The sequence below is a fragment of the Cryobacterium sp. Hh11 genome, from assembly GCF_004404045.1.
Taxonomy (GTDB): Bacteria; Actinomycetota; Actinomycetes; order Actinomycetales; family Microbacteriaceae; genus Cryobacterium; species Cryobacterium levicorallinum.
In genome coordinates, this window is the sequence record NZ_SOHF01000025.1 from 233,350 (window position 1) to 257,862 (window position 24,513).

The 24,513-nt window shown below is 66.3% G+C and carries 25 protein-coding genes and 3 tRNA genes; 9 read left to right on the top strand and 19 right to left on the bottom strand.

What is annotated here, in order from left to right; all coding sequences use genetic code 11:
* The first annotated feature begins 115 nt into the window (after positions 1 to 115).
* Entirely contained in the window at positions 116 to 736 is a 621-nt protein-coding gene (locus tag E3T46_RS12215; protein ID WP_134578748.1) for a HEAT repeat domain-containing protein, read from the top strand.
* Positions 737 to 789: 53 nt separating this feature from the next.
* Here E3T46_RS12215 and E3T46_RS12220 read toward each other — a convergent pair whose 3' ends face one another.
* Positions 790 to 1,686 carry a PfkB family carbohydrate kinase gene (locus tag E3T46_RS12220; protein ID WP_241980691.1) on the bottom strand — a complete coding sequence of 299 codons (897 nt, stop codon included), beginning with the start codon at positions 1,684 to 1,686 and terminating at the stop codon, positions 790 to 792.
* Positions 1,687 to 1,925: 239 nt separating this feature from the next.
* Between E3T46_RS12220 and E3T46_RS12225 the strand changes: the two genes are divergently transcribed.
* A complete protein-coding gene (locus E3T46_RS12225) occupies positions 1,926 to 2,228 on the top strand; it encodes an antibiotic biosynthesis monooxygenase (RefSeq protein WP_134578749.1) in 303 nt (100 codons plus the stop codon).
* A gap of 86 nt (positions 2,229 to 2,314) precedes the next feature.
* Here the strand turns inward: E3T46_RS12225 and E3T46_RS18010 are convergent, their stop codons facing one another.
* The gene (locus E3T46_RS18010) at positions 2,315 to 2,479 is read right to left on the bottom strand and encodes a hypothetical protein (protein WP_166787509.1); all 165 of its coding nucleotides are present in this window, start codon (positions 2,477 to 2,479) and stop codon (positions 2,315 to 2,317) included.
* 121 nt (positions 2,480 to 2,600) lie between these two features.
* Positions 2,601 to 2,765, bottom strand: coding sequence for a hypothetical protein (locus E3T46_RS18015; protein WP_166790268.1), 165 nt, complete (start codon positions 2,763 to 2,765; stop codon positions 2,601 to 2,603).
* 110 nt (positions 2,766 to 2,875) lie between these two features.
* On the opposite strand from E3T46_RS18015, the gene E3T46_RS12230 reads away from it, so the two are divergent.
* A complete protein-coding gene (locus tag E3T46_RS12230) occupies positions 2,876 to 3,184 on the top strand; it encodes a helix-turn-helix transcriptional regulator (RefSeq protein WP_134578750.1) in 309 nt (102 codons plus the stop codon).
* A gap of 561 nt (positions 3,185 to 3,745) precedes the next feature.
* Here E3T46_RS12230 and E3T46_RS12235 read toward each other — a convergent pair.
* A tRNA-Met gene (locus E3T46_RS12235) sits at positions 3,746 to 3,819 on the bottom strand.
* A gap of 31 nt (positions 3,820 to 3,850) precedes the next feature.
* Positions 3,851 to 3,922 (bottom strand) — tRNA-Thr (locus E3T46_RS12240).
* A 126-nt stretch (positions 3,923 to 4,048) separates the two neighbouring features.
* On the opposite strand from E3T46_RS12240, the gene E3T46_RS12245 reads away from it, so the two are divergent.
* Positions 4,049 to 5,746, top strand: coding sequence for a glycoside hydrolase family 13 protein (locus E3T46_RS12245; RefSeq protein WP_134444168.1), 1,698 nt, complete (start codon positions 4,049 to 4,051; stop codon positions 5,744 to 5,746).
* Positions 5,743 to 6,522 carry a GTP pyrophosphokinase family protein gene (locus E3T46_RS12250; protein WP_198419207.1) on the top strand — a complete coding sequence of 260 codons (780 nt, stop codon included), beginning with the start codon at positions 5,743 to 5,745 and terminating at the stop codon, positions 6,520 to 6,522. The genes E3T46_RS12245 and E3T46_RS12250 overlap by 4 nt, the downstream gene beginning before the upstream one ends.
* On the opposite strand, the gene E3T46_RS18725 is transcribed toward E3T46_RS12250, so the two are convergent.
* The 5 genes from E3T46_RS18725 to E3T46_RS18025 form a co-directional block, all read right to left on the bottom strand.
* Positions 6,523 to 7,698, bottom strand: coding sequence for a M23 family metallopeptidase (locus E3T46_RS18725; RefSeq protein WP_134578751.1), 1,176 nt, complete (start codon positions 7,696 to 7,698; stop codon positions 6,523 to 6,525).
* 182 nt (positions 7,699 to 7,880) lie between these two features.
* A complete protein-coding gene (locus tag E3T46_RS12260) occupies positions 7,881 to 8,717 on the bottom strand; it encodes an inositol monophosphatase family protein (RefSeq protein WP_134578752.1) in 837 nt (278 codons plus the stop codon).
* A gap of 64 nt (positions 8,718 to 8,781) precedes the next feature.
* A tRNA-Tyr gene (locus tag E3T46_RS12265) sits at positions 8,782 to 8,866 on the bottom strand.
* Positions 8,867 to 8,969: 103 nt separating this feature from the next.
* Positions 8,970 to 9,413 carry a hypothetical protein gene (locus E3T46_RS18520; protein ID WP_241980693.1) on the bottom strand — a complete coding sequence of 148 codons (444 nt, stop codon included), beginning with the start codon at positions 9,411 to 9,413 and terminating at the stop codon, positions 8,970 to 8,972.
* Between the two features lie 218 nt (positions 9,414 to 9,631).
* Positions 9,632 to 10,786 carry a hypothetical protein gene (locus E3T46_RS18025; protein WP_166790270.1) on the bottom strand — a complete coding sequence of 385 codons (1,155 nt, stop codon included), beginning with the start codon at positions 10,784 to 10,786 and terminating at the stop codon, positions 9,632 to 9,634.
* A gap of 181 nt (positions 10,787 to 10,967) precedes the next feature.
* Here E3T46_RS18025 and E3T46_RS12280 point away from each other — a divergent pair, with 181 nt between their 5' ends.
* Complete coding sequence (locus E3T46_RS12280) at positions 10,968 to 11,456, top strand: YajQ family cyclic di-GMP-binding protein (protein WP_092448417.1); 489 nt, start codon at positions 10,968 to 10,970, stop codon at positions 11,454 to 11,456.
* A gap of 292 nt (positions 11,457 to 11,748) precedes the next feature.
* On the opposite strand, the gene E3T46_RS12285 is transcribed toward E3T46_RS12280, so the two are convergent.
* From E3T46_RS12285 to ubiE, 3 genes are read right to left on the bottom strand one after another with little or no spacing between them, the layout of a single operon-like run.
* Positions 11,749 to 13,131, bottom strand: coding sequence for an FAD-dependent oxidoreductase (locus E3T46_RS12285; protein ID WP_092448418.1), 1,383 nt, complete (start codon positions 13,129 to 13,131; stop codon positions 11,749 to 11,751).
* Positions 13,132 to 13,178: 47 nt separating this feature from the next.
* Positions 13,179 to 14,249: a polyprenyl synthetase family protein gene (locus E3T46_RS12290; RefSeq protein WP_241980695.1), complete on the bottom strand. Its 1,071-nt coding sequence runs from the start codon at positions 14,247 to 14,249 to the stop codon at positions 13,179 to 13,181.
* Positions 14,250 to 14,271: 22 nt separating this feature from the next.
* Positions 14,272 to 14,973, bottom strand: a complete 702-nt coding sequence (ubiE, locus tag E3T46_RS12295; RefSeq protein WP_134578755.1) for a bifunctional demethylmenaquinone methyltransferase/2-methoxy-6-polyprenyl-1,4-benzoquinol methylase UbiE — start codon at positions 14,971 to 14,973, stop codon at positions 14,272 to 14,274.
* A 94-nt stretch (positions 14,974 to 15,067) separates the two neighbouring features.
* Between ubiE and E3T46_RS12300 the strand changes: the two genes are divergently transcribed.
* Positions 15,068 to 16,300: an isochorismate synthase gene (locus tag E3T46_RS12300; protein WP_241980697.1), complete on the top strand. Its 1,233-nt coding sequence runs from the start codon at positions 15,068 to 15,070 to the stop codon at positions 16,298 to 16,300.
* A 7-nt stretch (positions 16,301 to 16,307) separates the two neighbouring features.
* Here E3T46_RS12300 and E3T46_RS12305 read toward each other — a convergent pair whose 3' ends face one another.
* The 3 genes from E3T46_RS12305 to E3T46_RS12315 form a co-directional block, all read right to left on the bottom strand.
* Entirely contained in the window at positions 16,308 to 17,159 is an 852-nt protein-coding gene (locus E3T46_RS12305) for a hypothetical protein (protein ID WP_134578756.1), read from the bottom strand.
* 480 nt (positions 17,160 to 17,639) lie between these two features.
* A complete protein-coding gene (gene menD / locus E3T46_RS12310; RefSeq protein WP_134578757.1) occupies positions 17,640 to 19,343 on the bottom strand; it encodes a 2-succinyl-5-enolpyruvyl-6-hydroxy-3-cyclohexene-1-carboxylic-acid synthase in 1,704 nt (567 codons plus the stop codon).
* The gene (locus tag E3T46_RS12315; RefSeq protein WP_134444204.1) at positions 19,336 to 19,791 is read right to left on the bottom strand and encodes a PLD nuclease N-terminal domain-containing protein; all 456 of its coding nucleotides are present in this window, start codon (positions 19,789 to 19,791) and stop codon (positions 19,336 to 19,338) included. The genes menD and E3T46_RS12315 overlap by 8 nt, the downstream gene beginning before the upstream one ends.
* Positions 19,792 to 19,863: 72 nt before the next feature.
* On the opposite strand from E3T46_RS12315, the gene E3T46_RS12320 reads away from it, so the two are divergent.
* Positions 19,864 to 20,163 carry a DUF4229 domain-containing protein gene (locus E3T46_RS12320; protein WP_134444206.1) on the top strand — a complete coding sequence of 100 codons (300 nt, stop codon included), beginning with the start codon at positions 19,864 to 19,866 and terminating at the stop codon, positions 20,161 to 20,163.
* On the opposite strand, the gene E3T46_RS12325 is transcribed toward E3T46_RS12320, so the two are convergent.
* The 3 genes from E3T46_RS12325 to E3T46_RS12335 form a co-directional block, all read right to left on the bottom strand.
* The gene (locus E3T46_RS12325) at positions 20,137 to 21,045 is read right to left on the bottom strand and encodes a 1,4-dihydroxy-2-naphthoate polyprenyltransferase (protein ID WP_241980715.1); all 909 of its coding nucleotides are present in this window, start codon (positions 21,043 to 21,045) and stop codon (positions 20,137 to 20,139) included. The two genes, E3T46_RS12320 and E3T46_RS12325, sit on opposite strands and share 27 nt — an antisense overlap.
* A gap of 77 nt (positions 21,046 to 21,122) precedes the next feature.
* A complete protein-coding gene (locus E3T46_RS12330; protein ID WP_241980699.1) occupies positions 21,123 to 22,367 on the bottom strand; it encodes an AMP-binding protein in 1,245 nt (414 codons plus the stop codon).
* A 1-nt stretch (position 22,368) separates the two neighbouring features.
* On the bottom strand, positions 22,369 to 23,280 hold the full coding sequence (locus E3T46_RS12335; RefSeq protein WP_134578758.1) for a 1,4-dihydroxy-2-naphthoyl-CoA synthase: 912 nt from the start codon (positions 23,278 to 23,280) through the stop codon (positions 22,369 to 22,371).
* Between the two features lie 217 nt (positions 23,281 to 23,497).
* On the opposite strand from E3T46_RS12335, the gene E3T46_RS12340 reads away from it, so the two are divergent.
* Positions 23,498 to 24,505 (top strand): sigma-70 family RNA polymerase sigma factor, encoded by a 1,008-nt coding sequence (locus E3T46_RS12340; RefSeq protein WP_134578759.1) that lies wholly within the window; start codon positions 23,498 to 23,500, stop codon positions 24,503 to 24,505.
* The last annotated feature ends 8 nt before the right edge of the window (positions 24,506 to 24,513 follow it).

Sequence of the window (24,513 nt, forward strand, 5' to 3'; positions counted from 1 at the left end):
TGTCGACGAGGACCGCCCACCACCGACGCCGGTTTCGCACGATTCGCCGGTAGATCGCCGTCAGGGAGCGGTTTCGATGGCTCAGGGCGCGCCGGGGAGGTAGCGTTAGAGGGCTATGCAAAACAAATTGACTCCGCACCCCGACCTTCCGATCGACAGCCCGACCGAGGAACGCATTCGCGCCGCCGTCGCGCACTACGGCGAGAGCGTCGTCATCGACAATTCCGTGGCCCTGCTGCGCGCCAAGAACGCCGGAAAAGACTTTCTGCTCTACGCCGGCGGGCGCCACGCCCTCGGCATCCTCGAAGGCGCTCCGGCCCTGTACTGGCCCGAGCTGTGGGGCGCCCGCGCTCTGCTGCACGTCTGGGGCGAGCAGGCGGCGCCGTACATCGTCGTCGGACTCAACAACCAGGCCTGGCGGGTGCGCGAAATGTGCGCCAAAGTCGTGCTGCTGCGCGGCCTGCAGGTCGTGCCCAAGCTCGTGCGTCTCACGACCGACGAGCACCCCCGCGTGCGCGCCGCCGCCCTGCACGCCCTCGCCGACCAGGGCACCACCGCCAACATTGCCACGATCGAGGTGCGCCTGCGCGACCCCGACAAGGAGGTGCGCCGCGCGGCCCAGCAGGCCCGCGACGCGATTCGCACCCGGCTGAAGTTCACCGATCCGGTTCCTGAGACGAGCACCGACACGAGCGCGCCTGACACGAGTGCGCCTGAAACAAGCACCGAGGCGTAAGCGCGGCGCGGCGCCCGACGAGCAGTCCGTCGCAGCATCCGCTCTGCCGGAGGTCACGGGCGTCGGAGCAGGGCGCCCTCCTGCCGGCAGGTCGCCGCGGCGGTGAACATGGCGTCGGTCAGCAGCGCCTGCCAGCCGGCGGCATCCTGTGGCACACCGTCGTGGACGATGGTGCAAACGGATGCCGCGAGCGTCGCGTCCCCGGCACCCATCGTGTCGACGATCGGGCCGTCAAGCTCAGCGATCGGCACACTGACCAGCTCATGTTGGCCGACGGCCACCGACGCGCCGAGGCGCCCGGCCGTCGCGAGCACGGTACCCGCCCCGGCGTCAACCAGGCGGGCCCGCAGCTCCTCGAGGCTGCTGTCGTAGAGCAGGTCGGCGTCTTCGTCGCCCACCTTCACGAGCAGGCTGCGAGCAGCGAGTGCCTCGAAGTTACGCACAAACCGCGGCCCGTCGCGCAGCATGCCGGCGCGGGGATTGGGGTCGATCACGAGGCGCTTCTCCGGGTCGCTCACACAGGCCGCGAACGCCTCGGTCTGATCGGTATCGTCGAACGGAAAACAGCTCACGACGACCAACTCGGCGGCGTCGAGCGCGGCCCGCTCGGCAGCCCCGAACTCGATGCGGCGCGCTTTCGCGGCGTCGTTGAAGAAGTAACGAGGTTCGCCGTCGGTGCGGTCCGAAACCGCCCGGGACGATCCGAGCGGGCCCGGTGTTGCGATCAGTTGCACCCCATGCTGTTCCAAAAACGCCCGGATCACGGCGCCATCGGCATCCTCACCGACCATCGCGATCAGAGTCGTGGGCACGCCGAGCACGGCCAGCCCGACCGCCACATTGAGAGCGGCGCCCCCGGCAAACTCGCGGCTCGCCTCCGAATCACGCAGCACGTCGATCAGCGCGTCGCCAACGACGACGACACGGGTGGGAGCGTTCAGTCCAGGCACGAGGTCCAATCTTGTCGCACGCCGCAGACGGCGAGCGCACGGGGAGGTGGTCGCACCGATTGTCAGGGGCAATCCACCGTGATTTTGCGTGCCTTGACTCTATAGTAAAAGTTCTGCCCTGATTGATTGAGTGGCGGCCGAGGCAGGTCCGGGCCGCTCACACCGCTAACCCCCTGGAAAGTTACACCCATGATTCTCACAACGGATGCCGCGACGACAGTGACCGAAGCGAGCGCGGCATGAGCGGTGCCGTGATCGCCCTCTACGCCGAGTTCACAGCCCTGCCCGGTCATGAAGCGGAAGTCGCTCATTTGCTACGCGAGCTCACCGCGCACGTGCGCCGGGAAGCCGGTTGCGTCCGCTTCGACCCGCACCAGCTGGAAACCAATCCGGCGGCGTTCTTCGTCTATGAGGAATACCGCGACCTCGCCGCGTTCGACGCCCACCGTGCCGCCGCCTATGGCGCCGAGTTCAACCGCGCGCTCGGACCGATCATCGCGGGCGACGGCTCGACCCTGACCCTTCTGGCCCCACTGGTCTGAATCCCGGCCCGGGCGTCACACAAAAACAGCCGACAGAAGGAGTCAGGCTCCTGCTGTCGGCTGTCGGCTGTCGTCGATCCTGCTGGTCAGGCGCCCTTGCGCCCCGACATCGACCGCATCAGGAACATGATCACCGCGAGGATCGCGAGCACGATACCGACCCAGAGGAGAAACTGCAGAGACTGCACCAAACCACCGGTAATGAGCAGCACGACCGCAACGATGGCCACAATAATTAGAAGCGGATTCATGATCCGACCTTTCCCTTCATGCGCGGGCAATTCCCGATTGCCCCGATCGTACCCCCGAATGGGGTTCAAACGCGGATACCGCACGCGGCATCCGCGTCCTTGTCGCATTGGCTCGTCGTGCTCAGATCGAGCCCGCCGTCACTACGCGTCGATGATGTGCGTCGATGATGCGGGGGTCGTTCAGCAGGTCAGCACTCTGACCCTCGACCGTGGTGACTCCGCTCTCAATCACGTAGGCGCGGTCGGTGACCCGCAGCGTAGCGGGAGCGGGAATTGAACCCGCCACACCACGATTAGCTTGGGGTAACCATATCGCGGTCACCACGCGCCAAATCAATCCTCACAGCCTTGACTGCGTATGTGGTAAAGCACATACTGAAGGTGAACGGAGGCAGCATGTCGAAAGATTTCAAAGACCTCGCCACCCGTGCGAAAGCCGAGTGGTCTGAGGGGACACGAGCGGCGTACGAGGCCGCCAGCGTCTCCTTTGACGCCGAGCTCGCGAGCCGCGTTGAACTGGGCGCACTGCTCGCCGCAGCACGCAAGGCCCAGGACCTCACCCAACCAGCCTTATCGAGTGTCACCGGGATTCAGCAGGCAGAAATCAGCCGAATCGAACGCGGCATCGGCAACCCAACGGCGGACACGCTCAGCCGTCTGGCCGCGGCCCTCGGTCAGAAAATTACGCTCACACCGGTTCGCTGACCGGCGGGTGCATGCTCCGACGCTGAGTCGGCCACATCGGTGCCTTGCGGACGCAATGGCCACGGTGACCGTATCCCGGCAGGAGGTAGCCCTTTGCGTGTAAATTTCACCCGCGCCGGGGATATCTCTCCGATCCGACTGTGGCCGGAGCGCATCCGAACCCCGGGCTCGTTGAGTTTATTCTCGACCCACTGGCCCGGCCAGAGATCCAACCGCTCGGAGTAGCCCCCGGACACGACGGTCCGAACTATCCACTCCAGGTCATCCATGAGGTCTTTGACGTCATCGTCGCAGGCGTCACAGCCGCAGACCGGAAAGTGAAAGTCATGAAGCAGGCCGGCATGTAGAAAGATCCCCGGAAACGGCGGGTAACAAAAGTCAACGTGGCCACTGACGGCTCGTGGGCGCACTGATCGCCGGAGGAACGCATGAGTCGCGATCAGGCCGAACGCTGACTCTAGGCCACACTTCACTAGACTTCACCGCAATTTCAATCGGCAGGAGGCAAGAAAATACCCCGGACTTCCGCAGAAGTCCGGGGCGATTTTAGTGAATACCGTGTAGCGGGAGCGGGAATTGAACCCGCGACACCACGATTATGAGCCGTGTGCTCTAACCAACTGAGCTACCCCGCCGCGACTTGTCGGCTGTTCGCTTCCAAGCCTGAGCCCCCTGTGGGAATCGGACCCACTACCTCTTCCTTACCAAGGAAGTGCTCTACCAATGAGCTAAGGGGGCAGAGCAACCAAAAAACAGTAGCAATGCCGCGTTTTTGGCAACCTAGAAACTTTATCACCCCAGCAAGGCGATCGAGACCACTTAGCCCACACCGAGCATCCACTACCGATGCCGTAGCATTTAAATATGACTGGCACCAAACTGACTTCCGGCACCGAATGGTGGCGCACGGCCGTTATCTATCAGATCTATCCGCGGTCCTTCGCCGACGCAAACGGTGACGGCATGGGCGACCTCGCCGGCATCAGCTCGCGACTGCCCCAACTCAAAGAGCTTGGCATCGACGCCATCTGGCTCTCTCCCTTCTATACGTCGCCGCAACGCGACGCCGGCTACGACGTCTCCGACTACTGCGACGTCGACCCGCTGTTCGGCACCCTGGACGACTTCGAGGTGCTGCAGCGCACCGCCCACGACCTGGGCATTCGCGTCATCGTCGACATCGTGCCGAACCACTCCTCGAGCGACCACGGCTGGTTTCAGGCGGCCCTCGCCGCCGGCCCGGGCAGCGCAGAGCGCGCCCGTTACACCTTTCGCGATGGCAAGGGCGAGAACGGCGACCTGCCGCCGAACAACTGGGAGTCCGTCTTCGGCGGCCTCGCCTGGACCCGCACGACCGACCCCGACGGCACCCCCGGCCAGTGGTACCTGCACCTGTTCGACACCAGCCAGCCCGACTTCGACTGGGACAGCGAATGGGTGCGCGAACAGTTTCGCGCGGTGCTGCGCTTCTGGCTCGACCGCGGCGTCGATGGTTTTCGAGTGGACGTCGCGCACGGCATGATCAAGGCTCCCGGCCTCCCCGATTACACGCCACCCGCCGAGGGCGGCAGCATGGGCGGCGCCCCGGCCACCCTCGAGCCCGGCATCAGCGCCGAATCGCCCGTGACCGCGCCCTACTGGGCGCAGGACGGCGTGCACGAGATCTACCGCGACTGGCACAAGGTGCTCGCCGCCTACCCCGGCGACCGCGTCCTCGCGGCCGAAGCCTGGGTCGACCCGCTGAGCCAGATGGCCAAGTGGGTGCGCCCGGACGAGATGCACCAGGCCTTCAACTTCGCCTACCTTGAGACGCCTTGGAACGCAGCAAAGCTCAGGAGCGTCATCGACGAGTCGATCGAAGCCTTCGGCAACGTGGGAGCCCCGAGCACCTGGGTGCTCTCGAATCACGACGTGGTGCGGCACGCTTCCCGGCTCGCCCTCACCGGCGAAAACCTGCAGGGGCACGGCATTGGGCCCAAGACCGTTGGACTGCCGGACACTGCGGTGGGGCTGCAACGCGCGCGGGCAGCATCCGCTTTGATGCTGTCGCTGCCGGGCTCGAGCTACCTCTACCAGGGCGAGGAACTCGGGCTGCCCGAGGCCGTCGACCTGCCCGACCACGCCCGCGAAGACCCCACCTGGTTTCGCACCAACGGTGAGCGGTACGGGCGAGACGGATGCCGCGTGCCGATTCCGTGGGAAGGTGCGAGCGCGTCGTTCGGCTTCAGCACCGGCGCGAAGAGCTGGCTGCCACAACCGGCTGAGTGGGCCGGACTGGCCCGCGACCAACAAAACGGTGTAGCCGGATCCACCCTCGAGCTGTACAAGCACGCGCTCAACCTGCGCCGGGAGCACTCCCTCGCCTCCGGCACGGTGGAATGGATCGACGGCTTCGGGCCGGACGTCGTGGCCTACCGCAACGGCGACGTGACGATCGTGGCGAACACGGGCGCGGCATCCGTTCAACTGCCCGCCGGCGACGTGTTGCTCGCGAGCGAAGACCTCGTCGGCCGCACCCTGCCCGGTGACGCGACCGCCTGGTTGCGCGCCGTAACAGCATGACCGACGCGCTCGACCAGCCAGACGATGCTGCAAACACCGCGCTGGGGACCATCGCCGCCATGCGCGAGCTCAAGCTCGAACTGACCCGATTCATGATGTCCTACAAGTTCGCGACCGACGAAATGCTGACCAAGATCAACATTTTGAAGGAAGAATTCAGCTCGATTCACGACTACAGCCCGATCGAGCATGTCAGCTCGCGGCTCAAGTCGCCGGAGGGCATTCTCAAGAAGGCCATCCGTAAGGGGCATCCGCTCGAGCTCGACGGTATTCGTGACAATATCCAGGACATTGCGGGAATTCGCATCACCTGCAGCTTCATCTCCGACACTTATCGCATTCGCGACCTGCTCGCCGGGCAACGGGATGTCACGGTGCTGCAGGAGAAGGACTACATCCGGGAGCCGAAAGCGAACGGCTACCAGAGCCTGCACCTGATCGTGGCGATTCCAGTGTTCATGTCGGATCGGGTGCAGCCGGTCACGGTCGAGATTCAAATTCGCACGATTGCGATGGACTTTTGGGCCAGCCTCGAGCACAAGATCTTCTATAAGTACAATGGCGCCGTGCCCGACACGCTCGTCGAGGACCTGCGGCAGGCAGCGGATGCCGCCAATCGCCTCGACGTGAAGATGGAGCTGCTGCACGACCAGGTCGTGCCGCGGGGGCCCGCTGCCGATGACGCCGACCTGTTCAGCTTCGACGGCCTGCCGCCGTTTCCGCTGCCAAAGGGCCTGCTCGAATCCTTCATGCGCGGGCGCACGGAACCGGAATAGCTAGTTCGTGTTGGCGTAAAGCCACTCGAGGGGGTCGATCTTGGTACCCGTAATGCCGCCCTGACGAATCTCGAAGTGCAGGTGCGGGCCGGTCGACATTCCGGTGCTGCCGGTCTTGCCGATGACCTGGCCGACCTTGACCAGGTCGCCCTCCTTGAACAACATCGATCCGTGGATCATATGCGCGTAGACGCTCGTGACGAGCTCGCCGTTGATCATGTGATCGATCATCATGTGCACGCCGAGGCTGGCTTCGCCGTCTTCGGCGTAGCTGACCACGCCGTCGGCGATGGACTGGATCGGTGCGCCGACCCCCGGGTTGAAGTCCTGGCCGCCGTGGTTGGAGGAGCAGCCGGCGCAGTTGCGCGGGCCGATCTGGTCGCCGATGTGGACGCCGACGGCAAACGGCCATTGAATGGTGCCATTCGGGTTGTTGGTAAAGGTATCTTCCAAACGGATGCCGCTGGCCGCGGCCACCTCGGCGATCGAGCTTGACTCATACCCGTCACGTTCGACGGTGAGAGTGTCGCCGTCGGCCAGGTCCATGCTCTGAGCGTCTTCGGCCGGCAGAACGCGCTGGGCTTGCAGAGCTGAGGCCTGCACGTCCTGCGCCGAGAGCAGCGCCTCAGCCGGAAGGGACGTGGCGACGGCCATCAGGGCGACGAAGGACATCGCGAGGATCGACGCACCCTTGGCGGCGCGCTTGCGCATGCTGCTGCCGAGCGGGCGCGACGGGGCCGCGCGACGCGGCAGAGTGCCGGCCGGAACGAAATCGCGGGCTGGCGCGAAGGACTCCCTCGCCGGCTGCTCGGTGCGCTGGCGGCGGCGAGGCCGAGCGCCGGCCGGGGGAATTACGGTCGGAATCGACTGGGTGGCACCGAGAACCAGCAACTTTTCGTAGTCGGTGGGCTCGGCATCGGCGACCGCGACGGCCGCGACGATGCGGTCGGTCTCGGTCACAACGGGTGATTCGAGGTCGGGTTCGGTCAGGTCCGCAGCGACGATCAAATCGGCGGCAGGGCTAAGCCGCACGACCTCTGCGACGTTTTCGTCGACCGGCGCTGCGGTGGCGAATGCCACGCGCTCGCGCTCCCGCAGCTGACGCCGGGTCAGGGCCGCAGGTTCCACGGGGGGAAAGACAGCGTCGTCACTCTCGCCGGACACGGAGGTATCCAAGGATGGAGTGTGACGTGACAAAGTGCAGCTTTCGGCGAGGCGGACGGGAACTGGTGCTCGTACTGGACAACGCCAAACAACGACTGGCCAATATAACGAATTGATTAAGGATAGCGCGCAAACCTGAGAATAGCAGAGGAACGCGACGGATCACACCCCGATTTGGGCAAGTGGGTAAAGAGTCAAGCTTCCTGCGCGGGAGCCGGAAAACGGTCGAATAGCTCGGCCAGCACGGGTTCGAACTGACCGTAAAGGCGGGGAGCAGCGGCGATGAGCAGGTCGCGACCCTCGGCATCCGCTTGCAGGGCGCCGACCCGGGCACCAGCCTCGCGGGCGATCAGGGCGCCGGCGGCGTGATCCCAAGGGTTGAGGCCGCGTTCGAAATAGAGGTCGAGCCGCCCGCAGGCGACCGAACACAGGTCGAGTGCGGCCGACCCGATGCGACGGATGTCCCGCACCTGGCCGATGAGACCGCCCACGACGTTCGCCTGCCACACCCGACGCGCAGCCTCGTAGCCGAAGCCCGTACCCGCAAGGGCAAGGGAGAGCGGAACGTCCTGGTTCACGTGCAGGCGCTGGTCGCCGAGCCAGGCGCCCGACCCTTCAGAGGCGGTGAACACCTCGCCGAGGGCCGGGTTGACGACCGCTCCGGCGAGGGTGTTCCAACTGGCCGGATCGGGATCGCCCTGCACCACGGCGATGCTGACGGCGTAGAACGGGATGCCGTAGAGGTAGTTGACGGTGCCGTCGATGGGGTCGACCACCCAGGTGAGCCCGCTCGTACCGCCGGTCGCGTCGGACTCTTCACCGTAAAACCCGTCGTTCGGCCGGGCGTCGGCCAGCAATTCACGAATGTGCACTTCGACCTCGCGGTCGGCCGCGGTGACGATGTCCTCCGGCGATGACTTGGAGGCGGCGATCTCGACCCCCTCGGCGCGGCGCCGGTGGGCGAGCGCGCCTGCGGTGAGGGCGATGGTGCGTGCGAGGTCCAGCAGCTCGGTCGGGGCAGGATACGTCATGCCCTCACGCTACAGGTAGCTGTGTTAACGAGAACAGGCAGGCCCTGGGGCCTGCCTGTTCTGCTGGTGGCGAGTGCGAGGTTCGAACTCACGAAGGCTACGCCGTCTGATTTACAGTCAGATCCCTTTGGCCGCTTGGGTAACTCGCCAGACGCTCCCGACCAGGTGTAATCACTTGACCGGAGACGCGGGGTTAACAATACAAGACGAAACGCCTCACCGAGAAATCAGCTTCTCAACGAGGCGCATCCGCTACCCGGCGGGCGGCCCAACCATACCGGCCGGCGGCGTGCGGGGTTCGGTCGACGTGTCGCCACCGAGACCCGGCGGTCCGCTCTCGGTCTCGGTCTCGGAGCTGGCGATGGCGGCATTCAGATCGGCCAGAATCACCGTGTCACCGATGTCGATTCCCGACCTGATCTCGGTCAGTTCGGAACCGACCGCACCCACCGTCACCTCGGTACTCATCGAAACACCATTCTCGAGCAGATCGACCGTGTAAATCGCATCGGCCAAGTGCACGGCCGAAGTCGGCACGGTAAACACCTCGTCGAGGCTCGCCACCGCAACGGCGACCGCGACCGAGCCGCCGTTCAACAGGGCGGGGTCGGTCGCGGCGAGCGCGGTCACGGCCACGTCGTACTGGGCAAGCAGGGCGGCTTGCGCGGCGCCGACCGCCCTGACGGCTTCCGCCATAGCGGCCGAGACCTCGCCGGTCGAAGCAGAGGTCGAAGCAGAAAAGGCCCCCCGAGGTAGCGCCGGCACCCGACGCAGCAGACGTCGTCGAGGTGGCCACAGCATCCGTTGTCACTGTGCTCGTCGTGCTCGTCGCCGTCTGCGAGTCGAGGTCACTCTCGAGAGTGAGCTGGGCGCTCGCGACATTGGCCTCTGCCTCGGCGATCGCGTCGTTCAGGCTAGCAACGTCGAGGGTGGCGAGGGTCTGCCCGGCGGTCACCGTATCCCGCAGGCTCACGGCCACGCTGCTCACCGTGCCGGCGACCGAAAACGATGCATCGCTGCGGCTGGCTGAGGCCAGGGTCCCGACCAGGTCGAGCGATTCGCTGACCGAACCGAGCGCGGCTGCGACCGTTCGGCAGTCGCCGCCCTCGGCACGGGTCAGGGCGTAGGCGACGCCGCCGCCGGAGGCGACGAGCACGGCCGTGACCGTTCCCACAGCGAGCAACCGCCGGTGCTTCTGCCGGGCTGCCCGCAGCTTCTTCGCGGATGGCTGGTTCTCCACAGCGGATGCCGCCGCGCTCGTGTTGGTCGCGGTGCGCGTACTCATTTGCGTCGCCACCCAGTCGGCCGCCGGTGCCGGCCAGGGCGCTCACGCAGCCGTCGTCACCGGTCACCGAGAGTGCGACAGCACTAGCTGCAAAGCTTCCGGTGTCGTCGGCCTCGTTACCGTCAGCGTCCAGTACGGTCACAACGGATGCCCCATCCACGCTGGTCACAGCGCCGCTGACCACCGTCAGCACGTCGGTGCCGCTTTCGTACACGATGTCCGCGGTCACCGCGACGCCGTCATAGAGGCCCTCAGTGGATCCGGTGACCAGGACGACGGCCGGGTAGGCGGCCACACCGGTGCTCGTTGAGGGCAGCAGGCAGACCTCGGAGACGGTGCCGAAAAACTCAGTGCCGTCATCGAGCGCCAATTCGACCTGGTTATCGGCCGCGATGAGGGCGGCATCCGTTTCACCGACGGTGAAGTCGACGGTCCAGGAGTCAGTGCCCACGATGGTGAAGGCGGCGCTGCTGGCGGTGGTCGTCGCGCCGGCTCCGGTTTCCGCCGTTCCGACGGCCACGTTCACCCCGGTGACGTTTCCGGATGCCGCGAAGGACACCTCCTCCTGCACGGTCGGGGTGAGGGTGCCGCTCGTCGTGACGCTCTGTTGCATGGTCTCGAGACTCGCGGCAACGGTCTGGGTGGCCGGGGTGGCCTCGGCACTGGTCGGCTGGGCGGCAATGAACCACCAGGCCCCGCCGCCGATCAGGGCGAGCACAATGACGCCGCCGCTGAGCACCCACCACCGGGCTTTCATTTGACGGATGCGTGTGCGCAGCTTCATCGTTCTCCTCAGATATTCACCTTCGGCACGTTGTTCCTTGTGCCGCTACAACGAACCTCAGGACGCTGTCTATGCCCGAGGCATCCGTGGCCTATCAAACGCCTATCAGTAACGCGAGAGCGCGTTTGGAGTGCTTAATCGCGCACTTCGTGCGCTCTCGCGGGTCAGATACCATGGGGGAATGGCAGATTCAACGTTCGACATCGTCAGCAAGGTCGACCCGATGGAGGTCGACAACGCCCTCAACCAGGCGCACAAGGAAGTCGCGCAGCGCTACGACTTCAAGAACGTGGGGGCCTCGATCGCGATGAGCGGCGAGAAGGTGCTCATGAAGGCGAACACCGAGGAGCGCGTCAAGGCGATCCTCGAGGTGTTCGAGTCCAAGCTGATCAAGCGCGGCATCTCCCTGCGCAGCCTCGATGCCGGCGAGCCGTTCGCCTCCGGCAAGGAGTACCGCATCGAGACCTCGATGAAGGCCGGGATCGACCAGGAGAACGCGAAGAAGATCAGCAAGATCATTCGCGATGAGGGGCCCAAGGGCGTCAAGAGTCAGATTCAGGGCGACGAACTGCGGGTCAGCTCGAAGAGCCGCGACGACCTGCAGGCGGTCATGGCCCTACTCAAGGGCAAGGACCTCGACGTGGCCCTGCAGTTCACGAACTTCCGCTAGCCGCACGCCCGCACCTCCCGCACCTCCCGCACCTCCCGCACCATTTTGGTCGCCGGGCCCACCTTATGGAAGCGGGCCCATGATGGATCATGGGCCCGGTTTCCGGGCCCGGGCCCGGTCAGAATAGGAGTCTTGCTCGGCGCGAGACACCGGGCATTCTGTGCCACCCGGCGTTAGCGAACCCCCCTCGTGGAAGACCGTAGCCGGGCCCACCTTATGGAAGCGGGCCCATGATGGATCATGGGCCCGGTTTCCGGGCCCGGGCCCGGTCAGAAGAGAGGGGCGGCGCGGGCTACTCCGCGCGGGAGACCGCGACCATTTCGTCGCGATCGACGACCTTTATGCGGATGCGGCCGGCCGCCTCACCGAGCGCGAGCTCGTGCTGGTCCAGGTTGTGCCAGCCGTCAAGTCCGGTGTAGCGCACGCCGCGATCGGAGAGCAGCGCCACGATGCTCTCCTCCGACGGCGACTCGGGCCGCCACCAGTTCCCGAGGTCATTGATCAGGTGCTTGATGGTTTCCATCGCGTCGCTTTTGGTATGGCCGATCAGGCCGACCGGCCCGCGCTTGATCCAGCCGGTCGCGTAGACGCCGTACATCTGCTGGTTGAACAGCCCGCCGGTCCCGGCCGAGGGGTCACGCCGCAGCACCTGACCCTCGCGGTTGGGAATCACACCGCGCTTCTTGTCGAACGGCACGTCGGCCAGCTCGGACCCGAAGTAGCCGACCGCCCGGTACACGGCCTGAACCGGGATCTCGCGAATCTCACCGGTGCCGACGACGCCGCCGGCGGCATCCGTTATGGTGCGTTCCCAGCGAAACGCAGCCACCCGGCCGGTGCCGTCATCGACGACCTCGACCGGCTTGGCGAAGAAGTGCAGGTGCAGGCGGCGGCTGGCCGTGCCGGTCTCTCGGGCGCGCCACGCGTTCAGCGTCTTGTCGATCACGAAAACCTGCTTGTTGCTCGCGACGGCATCCTTGGCGGCTTCGTCGTAGTCGAAGTCCTCGTCGTAGACGATCATGTCGACGTCGTTCAGCTCGCCGATCTCGCGCAGCTCAAGCGGCGTGAATTTAACGGATGTCGGCCCGCGGCGCCCAAACACGTGCACGTCGGTCACCGGTGACGCCGCGAGCCCGTCGTACACGTTTCCGGGAATCTCGGTCGGAAGCAGGTCCTCGGCGTGCTTGATCAGCATGCGGGACACGTCGAGGGCCACGTTGCCGTTGCCGATCACGGCGATCTCGCGCGCCTCGAGCGGCCAGGTGCGCGGCACATCGGGGTGACCGTCGAACCAGCTGACGAAGTCGGCTGCGCCGTAGGAGCCGTCGAGCGAGGCACCCGGAATGTTGAGGTCGGCGTCCTGCACGGCCCCGGTCGCGAAGATGACCGCGTTGTAGTGCTTCTTGAGGTCGTCGAGGGTGATATCGACACCGAACCGCACGTTGCCGAACACGCGAATATCGCCGCTGTCGAGCACCCCGCGCAGGGCGGTGATGATGCCCTTGATGCGCGGGTGGTCGGGCGCGACGCCGTAGCGCACCAGCCCATACGGCGCGGGAAGGTGGTCGAACAGGTCGATCGAGACCTCAAAGTTGCGCTCAGCCTTGAGCAGAATATCGGCGGCGTAGATGCCGGCCGGGCCTGCGCCGACGATAGCCAGTCTCAATTTGGTCACGGAAGTTTCCTTACTGCGCGAGCAGTCGGGGCAAGCCCCAACACGCTCTAGCTGGAGCGCTCGACGATGGTCTCGGCGAATCGGGTGAGAGCTTTCTTAACCGAGCCCTTCGGCAGCGGGGCGAGGGCAGCTACCGCGTCGCGGGCCCAGCCGTGCGCCTCGGCAAGGGTTTCGGCGGTGACGGCGTGCTCGCGCAGCGCGGTGATCGCCGCATCGGCAGCCTCACCCTGTTCAGCGCCGGCCGACATGACGTCGCGTTCGAGTCGCTGCAGCAGATCAGCGGATGCCCCATCGCTCACGGCGCGTTCCCGCAACCGAAGCAGCGGCAACGTCACCACTCCCGCCCGGAGGTCCGTTCCCGGCACCTTGCCGGTCTCCTGCGGCTGCGGCGACAGGTCGAGCACATCGTCGATGAGCTGAAAGGCCACGCCGATCTTCTCGCCGAAGTCGACGACGGGCTGCTCGAACTCGGCCGGAGCGTTGGAGAACACCACCCCGCCCTGCGCGGCTGCCGCGATGAGCGAGCCGGTTTTGCCGGCTAGCACCTGAATGTAATGCTCGACCGGGTCGTCGCCGGCGCGCGGGCCGACCGTCTCCTGAAACTGGCCCATCACGAGGCGCTCGAAGGTGGTCGCCTGCAGCTTGATGGCGCGCTCACCGAGCCGGGCCATCAGCTGACTGGCACGGGCAAACAACAGGTCCCCGGTGAGGATTGCGATGGAGTTGCCCCACACCGTTTGGGCGCTCGGTACGCCGCGACGCTTGTCGGCATCGTCCATTACGTCGTCGTGGTAGAGCGAGGCGAGGTGGGTCAGCTCGATGGCCGTCGCCGCGGTGACCACGTCGGGCAGAATGCCCTCGCCCAGGTGCGCGGTGAGCAGCGCGAGCATGGGACGCACCCGTTTGCCGCCCGCGTTGAGCAGGTAGCGGCTGGTGACCGTGGCGATTTCGTTGGCGTAGACCAGTTCGGCGAGCAGGGCGGCTTCGACCTGTTCAATGCCGGAATCGATGTTCGCGGCCAGGCCACGATCGGCGGAAGTCGAGAAGATACGATCGCCGAGGCCCGCCTGGCTAGTCACCGACGCGCTGCGTCGGATCACGGGGGCTCTGGATTTCACGTAAGTCAGCCTATCGAGTTGATCAGGATTTGGTTCCACGGTGCAGCGCCACGATGCCGAGCGTGAGATTGCGGTAGGCGACGCTGGAGTAGCCGGCCGAGCGCAGCCATCCGCTCAATACCGGCTGGGTCGGCCAGGCCTCGATGGACTCGCCGAGGTAGTCGTAGGCCTCGGCGTTCGACGAGGCGAGCCGCACGACCCGCGGCATCACGTGGTTGAGGTAGGCGAAATAGCTCTGACGCACGAGCGTGAGCGGCGGGGTCGAGAACTCGCAGATGACGACGCGGCCGCCGGGCTTGGTCACCCGGTAGAACTCGGCGAGCGCCTTCTTCGGTTCGACCACGTTTCGCAGCCCGAAGGAGATGGTGACGGCGTCGAATTCGTTGTCTTTGAAGGGAAGCGCCGTGGCGTCGGCCTGCACGAATTCGATGTTCGGGTTGTGCGCGTGACGGGTCTTGCCGACCTCGATCATGCCGGCCGAGAAGTCGGCGGCGACGACGTGGGCGCCACTGTGGGCGAGGGCTGCGCTGGAGGTTCCGGTGCCGGCAGCGATGTCCAGAATGCGCTCCCCCGCCTGCGGGTTGACGGCCTTGGTGGTGGCGAGGCGCCAGAGCGACGCGTTGCCGACCGACAGCAACGCATTTGTGCGGTCATAGTGGGCGGCCACCTCGTCGAACATGGCAGCCACCTGCGCGGGCCGTTTGTTCAGGTCTGCTCTATTCACCCCATCATTCTAGGTCGCGCGGGCGGGGCGAAACTGCATGGTTGCCGGGGTACGCGTTCGTATAGGAGCAGCGGCGCGGGCGTAGGCTACAGAAGTGAATGTGCAGGCCTTGACGGTCGAAACCTCCCCGATAGCCGATATCCGCCAACTGATCCTGCTGCTCGATGGCCGCACGCCCCTGCTCTGGATGCGTCGCAACCAGGGTCTGGCCGGCATCGGCTGCGCGCTGCGGCTCGAATTCTCCGGCCCGACCCGCATGACGGATGCTGCGGCGGCGTGGAAACAAGTCGTCGCGCTGGCCACCGTGACCGACCCGCTGGCCCGCACCGGCACCGGGCTGCTGGCCTTCGGTGCGTTCGCCTTCGACGAGTCCTCCGCGCAGACCAGCGTGCTGATCGTGCCCGAAATCATCGTCGGCCGCGAAGACGGCCAGTGCTGGGTGACGCGCATTCACGTGACCGGTCAGAGCGCCGGCGCGAACCCGCTCGCGCTGCATCCGCTCGGCGACGAGTATCGCATCGCGCTGCTCCCGGGAGCGTTACCCCCCGCAGACTTTCGCACCGCGGTCAGCTCCGGCATCGAACGCATTCGCGCGCAACAGGTCAACAAGGTCGTGCTCGCCCGCGACCTGGTCGGGCGGGTGCCGGCCGAGTCCGACCTGCGCCGCGCCATCAGCAAGCTCGCGCTCGGCTACCCGGACTGCTGGACCTACGCCGTCGACGGCCTCATCGGGTCGAGCCCGGAAACCCTCATTCGCGCCGACCACGGCTCGGTCAATGCCCGGGTGCTGGCCGGCACGATCTCGCGGGGAGCGGATGCCGAAGACGACCGCGAGGCGGCCCTGACCCTGGCGACCTCGTCGAAGGACGGCGACGAGCACGAGTTCGCCGTGCAGAGCGTGCTCAAGTCGCTGCGCCCGCACACCTCTGTGCTCGCGACCAGTGAGATTCCGTTCACGGTGAAGCTGCCGAACCTGTGGCATCTCGCGACCGACCTCGAGGGCACGCTGAGCGACGGGTCAACCTCGCTCGACCTGATCGCTGCGTTGCATCCGACGGCCGCGGTCGCCGGAACGCCGACCCTCGAAGCCCTGAGCCTCATTCGCGAGCTCGAACCGTTCGACCGCGGCCGCTACGCCGGGCCGGTCGGCTGGGTCGGCGCCGACGGCGACGGTGAATGGGCGATCGCCCTGCGCTGCGCCCAGGTCGCCCCCGAGGGCGGCATTACCGCCTACGCCGGCTGCGGCATCGTGCTGGACTCCGACCCCGACCGCGAGTTGGCCGAGACGAAGATGAAGTTTCGCCCGATCGTCGAGGCCTTCGGCTAGCTCGCGGCTATTTCCAGCGCCAGGAATCGATCGCGGCGGCAATGATTTCCTCACCGTTGTCCTCGGGAATGACGAAGGAGATCACGAAGAACTTCACCGGATCGGCGGCGAATTGGTAAGCCTTCGGCGCGAGGACGGTGAGGAAGGCCCTTGTCCGGGTGTTTTCGGCGGTGCCGTTCAGGCGCGTGAGGTTGGCGTCGACGCCGTCGAGGCTGACGGCCTCTTTCGGGCTCGTGACCTCACCGGCTTCGGGATAGTAGGTCTCGATCACAAACTCGACCACGTCGTCGAGGCTGCCGTTCCTCACCCCTGCGTCGGTGATCATCATCGCGTCCGGTGTCACCATTACGCGACCTAAGACGCTGCCAAACCCCGTCTTGTGGATGACACCGTCCGCGTCGCGTTCGCCCAACAGTTCCAGCGCCGTGACGCAGGCCCGCGTGTTCCCAAAAGAATTGGTGTAGTCGCGGGGCCCAGTGAAGGAGTAACAAGGGGTGACAATGGGTTGGCCCTCGGCCATGATCACCGCGCCGATTCCCGAACTCGCCAGCGAGATCACGATCACCATGGTCACCAGCACGTTGGTGACCCCGGCCAGCGCTGAACCGATCAGGCCCGCTCGCCCGAAGGATTTACCGGCCGGTCTGCGCATGGCGAGGACACCGAGGACGATCCCGTTGATGCCCAGGATCAGACCCAAAACTGGAATCCAGCCGGTGACGAAGGCGCCGATCCCCACGATGAGCGCTGCGAGGGCAATGCCGCCTGGCCGATTGGAATTTGGTCGGGGATCCTGTTGGAGCGCTTCTTCAGAAGAGCCGCCCGGCTGAGCGTTGTCCTGGTGCGAGTCTGTGGTCATCTTGGCCTCCCGGCATCCGTGTGCCTCACAAAGTAGCAAGCCGCCGGTTTGCAATACCGCCTACGGCAAACCTGTGGATAACTCAATTTCCGGCCTCAATTCACCATTTCTCATATTGTGCGAGCGGTGTCGGTCCAAGCCCGATCGCGAGCTCGCCGAGACGAAGATGAAGTTTCGGCCGATCGTGGAGGCCTTCAGCTAACCCTCGACCGGTGCCACACTCGCTACCCGGGAGTTGCGCCGCTGCGCGGGAACTAACGTCGAACCCCCGCGCACCGGCGGAGGTCCCGCGCGGCGCGGGAGCTGCGTCCATGCCAGCACTCCCGCGCGGCGAGTGTGGCCGCGCACGTCCCGCACACTCGTTGAACCCGCGTGGCGGCGCAGCGCCCACCGCGCGAGGGGTCGCAAATCGACCTAGACCCGCGCCGGAAGAGCGATTTGCACCCCCTCAGCCCCCGCGCTCGCGCTCGCGACGCAGACTCAGCGAACGAGCGGAACCTCGAGGATGGCCGGACCGGTCGGGGCACCGGTGAGGGCGCGCTCCAGGTCGGCCCGCGTGGCTGCGACCTCGTACTCCCAGCCATAGGCAGCAGCGAGGGCTTGAAGGTCGACGCTGCGCGGCGTGTACAGCACCCGTTCCATCGCCTCGGCCCTAGCCGTTGCCGCGACCTCGAGGCCGTCGAAGATGCTGCCGCCGCCGTCGACTCCGACAATGACCTGCAGCCGCGGCCGCGGTTCACCGGGAGCGAGCAGCAGCGAGCCAACGTCGTGCAGAAACGTCAGGTCGCCCATTAGCACCCGTGTCACTCCGACCGAGCGCGGTTCCGGTTCGGCCTGGCTGGCCAGCGCCACTCCGAGCGCCGTCGCAATGGTGCCGTCGATTCCGGCCAGTCCGCGGTTCGCTAGCACGGTGATCTTCTTGCCGGGAACGCGCTTGTCCGCCTCCCGAATGAGCCGGGAGGCGCCGAGTACGAGCCGGTCGTGCGGCCACGACGCCCGCCACACCGCGTCGACGAGCAGCGCCCGGGTCAGCGGTGCCCGCAGCACGGCCAGTTCGGCGCGGGTGATGCCGCGTTTGTCGATCGGGGCCCGGCCCTCATCGGCCGCCGCCTCAGCCAGGGCCCGGCTGGTCATCACCCAGCGCCCCAGCCACGCCCGGCCGGCCGGGGTGCGCGCGGCCGCAGCGCACGAAGCATCCGGTCCAATCGAGCGGGTGAAGGCGCGCGCGGAGCGGCCGGGGTTGTACCATTCGAGTCCGGTCGGGGCGACCACGATTGTCTCCACACCGGGGCGTTCAATGAGGGCGGGAATTTCTCGGCTGAGCGTGGGGTGGCCGAACACGATCACGCGCTCGACCTCGCCGCCCAGATCCACGGCGCCAAGCAGCTCGCGATAGTGCACAATCAGGTTCGGGCCGAACCGAGCCCCGCTGGACACTTCGGCCAGCAGCGGCCAGCCCCCGGCGTGGGCGAGTTCTTCGGCCTCCGGACCGGCGCCATCGCCGGCAACGACAACCGTGCGTGGTCCGGGGGCGAGCAGCATGGTCGGGCCGTCGGTCGAGACGGCAGGCGCAACGGGGGCAGCCGGAGTCACCCTCGGCAATCCAGCAGGAAGCGCGGCCGACAACGGCTCCCGAAACGCCAGATTCAGTTGCACCGGGCCGGGTGCGGCGGTGCCTTCGCCGGTGGCGGCATCCGTCGCCTGGCGGGCCAACGCTTGGGCAATGCCGGTCTCGTCGGGTTCGCCGACCGGCGCCGGAACGTCAAGGCACAGTCGGGTGGCGACGCCGAAGATGCCGGGCTGCACGGTGGTTTGGTTCGAACGGATGCCGCGCAGCTCGGCCGGACGATCGGCCGTCAGCAGGATCATCGGCACCCCGGCGTGGTGCGCTTCGAGCACGGCCGGGTGCAAATTGGCCACGGCCGTGCCCGACGTCACGACGACAAGGGCGGGCCGACCGGTCTCGAGCGCAAGGCCGAGCGCGAGAAAGCCGGCGCTGCGTTCATCGGTGCGCACATGCAAGCGGATACCGCCGGCCCGTTCCAGCTCGGCCGCGGCCAGCGCGAGCGCCTGCGAACGCGCACCGGGACAGAGCACGAGGTCGCGCAGCCCGAGACGTATAAATTCGTTTAGAAGGGAGAAACTAAAATCGGTCGCCGGGCTACCGTTGAACGGCTCAGGCATCCCGACGGCCAGGCTGCTCGCCTTCGCCCGGTTCCTTTTTCTTCTTCTTCGGGTCTACGCCGGTACCATTGCCCGGTGTCGGATCGTTCTTGTCGAGATCGGCGAGGTCCTGCTCCATCCGACGGATGCGCTCCTGCTGGTCTTTCTCGTTGAATGGCCGGTTTTCGCCGGTTGCTGTGGCAACGCCGCCGCCGTTCAGGCCGCGCAGAAAATCGAGGTCATCATCGGGAGCGACCGATCGGTACGACCGGGTGGTGGGGGTGGAGCGTCCGTGGCCGACCAGCAGCCAGAGCAGCGGGCCGATCAGCGGCACCAGGACGATGACGAAAATCCACACCCAGCGCGGCAAACCTCGAATGCGTTTGCGGTCGAAGACGGCGCAGTCTACGAGGGTGTAGACCGTGAGAATGACCAGGGCCAGTCCTAGTCCGATCAAGAGCTTGGGCATGTCTTGATTGTATGGCGCTTGGCCGTGAGAGACATGTGCGGATGCTCAGGCGCGGCGTTCTAAACTTGGCTCATGAAATTCGTGGCCCCCTGGCTGTACTACTCCGTGATGCGCGTGCTGATGTTTGCCGTACCGCTGGCGATCCTGCTCTCCCTCGGTTTCTGGCCCTGGGCTGCGGCCGTCATCGCTGCCATGCTCGGCCTGTGCCTGTCCTACCTGTTTCTCGGCAAGTCCCGCGAGAGCGTGGCGCGTGACCTGTACCGGGCGCGGCACCCCGGCAAGGAGCCGGTAAACCCGGATTCTGAGGTCGAGGACCAGGCGCTGAATGCCGAAGAAACCACCAACTCAGAACGCGAAAGCAAGTCCCAGTAGCAGCCCGTAGGCCAGCGCCGCGAGGCTGGTCAGCTTCAGCGCAAGGATGAGTTCCCTGGCCGACGTCGCGGTGACCGTAATGAGGCAGGCCGGCAGCGCCAGCAGCAGCACGAAGAACGTGAAGATCCCGAGCGGATAAACCAGGCTGAACAGTCCGGCGATCACGAACGGCAGCAGCAGGAAGACGCAGAAGACGACCCGGGAAGCCGTGCGGCCGATGCGCACCGCGAGGGTGCGCTTGCCGGCGGCCTGGTCGGGCACAATGTCCCGCAGGTTGTTGACCATGAGCACGGCACAGGCGATCAGTCCCATCGCCACACCGCCGAGCACGCTCTCGGTCGTGAAGTCGCCGACCTGCACGTAGGTGGTGCCGGCGGTGGCGACGAGCCCGAAGAAGACGAACACGAACAGTTCGCCGAGGCCGAGGTAGCCATAGGGCTTTCTGCCACCGGTGTAGAACCAGGCCGCCAACAGGGCGACGACGCCGACGAGCAGCAGCCACCAGTACTGGGTCAGAATGACGAGGGTCAGGCCGGCCACGGCGGCGAGGCCGAAGAAGACCAGGGCGACGCGCAGCACGGTACGGGGGTTGGCAACGCCGCCGCCGGTCAGCCGGGCCGGGCCGACCCGAAAAGCGTCGGTGCCGCGAATGCCGTCGGAATAGTCGTTGGCGTAGTTGACGCCGATCTGCAGCAGCAGGGCCACCGCGAGGGCGAGCAGCGCGCGCACCGGGTGGTAGACGCCGGGGCCGGCCGCGACGATGGCGGCTCCGGTGCCGAGCAGCACAGGAGCGATGGCGAGCGGCAGGGTGCGCAGGCGCGCACCGGCGATCCAGTCTGCGGCCGTGGCCGGCTTGACCGCGGCGGGCCCCTTGCGCGGCACGTTTTTGAAGGCTGGATGGCCTGACTTGCCGTTGGTCTTGCCACCGGAAGCGGCACCCGCCAGCGTCGCCGCAGGGTTCAGTCTTTGTTGTTTGGGCCTGACCGGCCGAGCTCCTTGTGCCACGCCACCATGCTACTTGTTGGCCCAGGACCGGCCAACACGGTACTGGCCAACACAGGACCGGCCAACACAATACTGGCCAACGCCACCCGGTCGGGCTTACCCGAGGCCAGCAGCGGGATCTGCTCCACTCGCACGACGCGCGCGGGCCTGGCGGCACGTCCCAGCAGCGCCACAACGGATGCCCCCACGACAGCCAGATCCGCCGCCGCGCCTTCCGGCCCGGCCACCACCAGAACCGGCACCTGGCCCCATTGGGCATCATCGCCACCGAGCACAACCGCCGTCTCGAAGCCCACACAGGACCGCACGATCCGTTCGACGGCGTCGAGGGACACCTTCTCGCCGCCGGAGATGATCACGTTGTCGGCCCGGCCGAGCACCGTGACGCGACCGCTCAGGGGATCGACCTCGCCGAGGTCGCCGGTGCGATACCAGCGCACCCCCTGCTCCACGATGAACCGGTCAGCGGTGCGCGGTGCATCGTCGAGGTACCCCTCGGCGAGCACCGCGCCCGACAGCTCGAGCTGCCCGTCGACGAGACGCACGAGGGTGTCCCCGATCGGGACCCCGTCGTAGACGCACCCACCGGCCGTCTCCGACGATCCATAGGTGCGCACGACCCGCACCTCCAGTTCGGCCGCCCGCGCAATGAGCTCGGGTCGGATGGCCTGCCCGCCGACCAAAATCGCGGTGAAGCGCCGCAGCACGGCCAGCAGGGCCGGGTCATCCGCTGCGTCGAGCAGCCGGGCCAACTGCACCGGAACCAGCGCGGTGTAGCGCAGCGGCTCGGTCATGGTCTCGGCCAGACGAAGAAAATTCTGCGGATCGAAGTGGCCAGGCGGTAGCACGATCGGGGTGGTCTCGGCGGCGATCGAGCGCACCAGCACCTGCACCCCGGCGATGTAGTGCACCGGAAGGGCCAGCAGCCACTGCCCCGGTCCACCGAGGGCGACCGCCGACGCCGCGGCACCGGCCAGCAGCGCATTGGTGGCGAGCATGGCCCGTTTCGGCGCCCCCGTCGACCCGGAGGTCTCGATCACCACGGCGACCCGCTTCGGCACGTCGCCGAGGACCGGCATTCCGGCCGCCCGATCGGTCGACAGCGGCAGCACGGCCGGCCCGCTGCCGGCGAGCGCGTTTCGCAGCACGGCCAAAAAGTCGAGCGGATGCTCCGGCGCGACCGCGAGCAGCGGCCTCACGTCAGTACTGCCACGGGTACGGCGACCAGTCCGGTTCACGCTTCTCCAGGAAGGAGTCCCGGCCCTCGACGGCTTCATCGGTGCCATAAGCGAGGCGGGTGGCCTCGCCGGCGAACACCTGCTGGCCGACCAGCCCGTCGTCGACGGCGTTGAAGGCGAACTTGAGCATGCGAATCGCGGTGGGCGACTTGGTCAGAATCTCTCGAGCCCAGTCCAGTGCCACGGTTTCCAGTTCGGCGTGCGGCACGACGGCGTTGATCGCGCCCATCTCGAGCGCACGCTGGGCCGAGTATTCGCGAGCCAGAAAGAACACCTCGCGGGCGGCTTTCTGGCCGACCTGGCGGGCGAAGTAGGCGCTGCCATAACCGGCGTCGAAGGAGCCGACATCGGCATCCGTCTGCTTGAATTTGCCGTGTTCGGCGCTGGCGATACTCAGGTCGCAGACCACGTGCAGGGAGTGCCCGCCGCCGGCCGCCCAGCCGGGTATGACCGCGATGACGACCTTGGGCATGAAACGGATGAGACGCTGCACTTCCAGAATATGCAGGCGTCCGGCGCGTCCGCGGTCGATGCCCGCTGCCGTCTCGCCCTCGGCGTACTTGTAGCCGTCCCGGCCGCGGATGCGCTGATCGCCACCGGAGCAGAAGGCCCAGCCGCCGTCCTTGGCACTCGGGCCATTGCCGGTGAGCAGAACGACGCCGATTTTCGAGTTCAGCCGAGCGTCTTCCAGTGCGCTGAACAACTCGTCGACCGTGCGGGGGCGAAAGGCGTTGCGCACCTCGGGCCGGTCAAAGGCGATGCGGGCGATTCGGCCGCTCAGATCCTGGTGGTAGGTCAGATCGGTGAGGTCTTCAAAGCCGGCAACGGCCTTCCATTGGCTCGCATCGAAGATTTCGGATACCTGTTCGCTCATGCTGTCAGCCTACGGGGGCAGACGCGCAGCTTGCGGCTTCACCAACTCGTAATACCCACGGTTGTAAAGACGAAATAACCTCAGGTAACCTGTACCAAACAATATGTCAAGCCCTTGATCGCCACCCCCCTTCGGGGGTGTACTAATGACTTGGAATACACGGGGAGGTGGCCATGAATATCACAGACAGCAGCAGCCAGTGCGGGGGCAAGCGCTCATGACGACGACTGTTGAGAGAAACACCAACACCGCTTCGCTGCCACGCCCGGCAGCGAATACCGCGCCGCGCCGCGCCGCATCATCGGCCAGCTACAGCGCCGCATCAACGGATGCCTTCGGCGATTACCTGCGCCGCATCGGCAAGGGGACCCTGCTCAACGCCGAGCAGGAGGTTGATCTGGCGCGCCGCATCGAGGTGGGTCTGTTCGCTGAGGCTCGACTACTGCGGGACGGCGATGCCCTCCCGCGCGATTCGGTGGAGCAGCGGGACCTGGCCTGGCTCGGGCAAGACGGGCGCCGCGCCAAGAACCAGTTCATCGAGGCCAACCTGCGCTTGGTCGTCAGCATCGCCAAACACTATTCCGGTCGCGGGGTGCCCATCATGGACCTCGTTCAGGACGGCAATATGGGCCTGGTGCGTGCGGTCGAAAAGTATGACTTCATGACCGGCTACAAGTTCTCCACCTACGCCACCTGGTGGATCCGCCAGGCCATCCACCGCGGCATGGCCGACAAATCGCGCATGATCCGCATCCCGGTGCACACGGCCGAGAAGCTGAATAAGATCAAGCGGATCCGTCGTGATCTCACGAGCGTGCTCGACCGCGACCCGACAGCACGCGAGATCGGTGAGGCCGCGCAGCTTCCAGTGCGCGATGTGCTGCGGCTGCTGCAGTACGACAACGAACCGATCTCCCTGCACACCCCGGTCGGCGATGGCGCCGGCGACATGGCTGAACTCATCATCGACGACGACCTGCCCCAGCCCGACGAACACGCCACCCTGACCCTGCGTGCCGCGGACATCCGCTTCTTTCTGGAAACACTGCCGCCCCGAGAACGCTCCATTCTGCGGGCCCGGTTCGGCCTCGACGGCAACGAGCCCCGTACCCTCGACCAGATCGCCCACATCGAGGGCGTCACCCGGGAACGCGTGCGGCAGATCGAGAAACGCGCCCTGGCTCTTCTGCACGTGCCCCGGCTGGAGCACTACCTGCGCGACTAGCGAGGTCA

What these genes read in the sequence shown, in the direction of transcription:
- E3T46_RS12215 (WP_134578748.1), top strand. Translation starts at nt 116, where the DNA reads ATGCAAAACAAATTGACTCCGCACCCCGACCTTCCGATCGACAGCCCG.
- E3T46_RS12225 (WP_134578749.1), top strand. Translation starts at nt 1,926, where the DNA reads ATGAGCGGTGCCGTGATCGCCCTCTACGCCGAGTTCACAGCCCTGCCC.
- E3T46_RS18010 (WP_166787509.1), bottom strand. Translation starts at nt 2,479, where the DNA reads ATGAATCCGCTTCTAATTATTGTGGCCATCGTTGCGGTCGTGCTGCTC.
- E3T46_RS12230 (WP_134578750.1), top strand. Translation starts at nt 2,876, where the DNA reads ATGTCGAAAGATTTCAAAGACCTCGCCACCCGTGCGAAAGCCGAGTGG.
- E3T46_RS12245 (WP_134444168.1), top strand. Translation starts at nt 4,049, where the DNA reads ATGACTGGCACCAAACTGACTTCCGGCACCGAATGGTGGCGCACGGCC.
- E3T46_RS12250 (WP_198419207.1), top strand. Translation starts at nt 5,743, where the DNA reads ATGACCGACGCGCTCGACCAGCCAGACGATGCTGCAAACACCGCGCTG.
- E3T46_RS12260 (WP_134578752.1), bottom strand. Translation starts at nt 8,717, where the DNA reads ATGACGTATCCTGCCCCGACCGAGCTGCTGGACCTCGCACGCACCATC.
- E3T46_RS18520 (WP_241980693.1), bottom strand. Translation starts at nt 9,413, where the DNA reads ATGGCGGAAGCCGTCAGGGCGGTCGGCGCCGCGCAAGCCGCCCTGCTT.
- E3T46_RS18025 (WP_166790270.1), bottom strand. Translation starts at nt 10,786, where the DNA reads ATGAAGCTGCGCACACGCATCCGTCAAATGAAAGCCCGGTGGTGGGTG.
- E3T46_RS12280 (WP_092448417.1), top strand. Translation starts at nt 10,968, where the DNA reads ATGGCAGATTCAACGTTCGACATCGTCAGCAAGGTCGACCCGATGGAG.
- E3T46_RS12305 (WP_134578756.1), bottom strand. Translation starts at nt 17,159, where the DNA reads ATGACCACAGACTCGCACCAGGACAACGCTCAGCCGGGCGGCTCTTCT.
- menD (WP_134578757.1), bottom strand. Translation starts at nt 19,343, where the DNA reads ATGCCTGAGCCGTTCAACGGTAGCCCGGCGACCGATTTTAGTTTCTCC.
- E3T46_RS12315 (WP_134444204.1), bottom strand. Translation starts at nt 19,791, where the DNA reads ATGCCCAAGCTCTTGATCGGACTAGGACTGGCCCTGGTCATTCTCACG.
- E3T46_RS12320 (WP_134444206.1), top strand. Translation starts at nt 19,864, where the DNA reads ATGAAATTCGTGGCCCCCTGGCTGTACTACTCCGTGATGCGCGTGCTG.
- E3T46_RS12335 (WP_134578758.1), bottom strand. Translation starts at nt 23,280, where the DNA reads ATGAGCGAACAGGTATCCGAAATCTTCGATGCGAGCCAATGGAAGGCC.
- E3T46_RS12340 (WP_134578759.1), top strand. Translation starts at nt 23,498, where the DNA reads ATGACGACGACTGTTGAGAGAAACACCAACACCGCTTCGCTGCCACGC.